Annotated in this window: 1 protein-coding gene; it reads left to right on the forward strand. The window is 64.1% G+C overall.

From position 1 onward, the window contains the following. Window positions 1–42 precede the first annotated feature (42 nt). A partial coding sequence (locus J5M57_RS28005) for a MetQ/NlpA family ABC transporter substrate-binding protein (RefSeq protein WP_243435664.1) occupies window positions 43–535 on the forward strand: 493 nt, incomplete at its 3' end.

The following is a 535-nucleotide window of genomic DNA, read 5'->3' on the forward strand; positions in this document are numbered from 1 at the left end:
CGCCGGACGCATGCGTTTCGGCATCCTGAAGAGAGCCCTCCTATGCAGTCTCGTCTTTTCCTTGCGCGCCTCCTGCGGCGCGCGTCGCGCGCGGCCGCCGCCGCCTTTGCGCTTGCCGTGTTCGCGGAGTTCGCCGTGCCGCTCGCGCACGCCGATTCCACGCCGCTGAAGGTCGGCATCGCGACGAGCCCGCAGATCGATGCGCTGAAGGTGGCCGCGAAGGAGGCGAAGGCGCAGGGCCTCGACGTGAAGATCATCGAGTTCACCGACTGGAACACGCCGAACGCGGCGCTCGCGAACCAGGACATCGACGTCAACTATTTTCAGCACATCCCGTTCCTCGAGAACGCGAAGAAGCAGCGCGGCTACGACTTCGTCGCGATCGCGCCGGGCACGATCATGAAGATCGGCCTGTATTCGAAGAAGATCAAGAGCTTCGATCAACTGAAGAACGGCGCGACGGTCGCGATCGCGAACGATCCCGTCAACGGCGGGCGCGGTTTGTTGCTGCTGCAGCGCGAACAGCTTGTTCTCG

This window comes from Pseudomonas sp. 86_A (assembly GCF_017491705.1).
Taxonomy (GTDB): Bacteria; Pseudomonadota; Gammaproteobacteria; order Pseudomonadales; family Pseudomonadaceae; genus Aquipseudomonas; species Aquipseudomonas koreensis.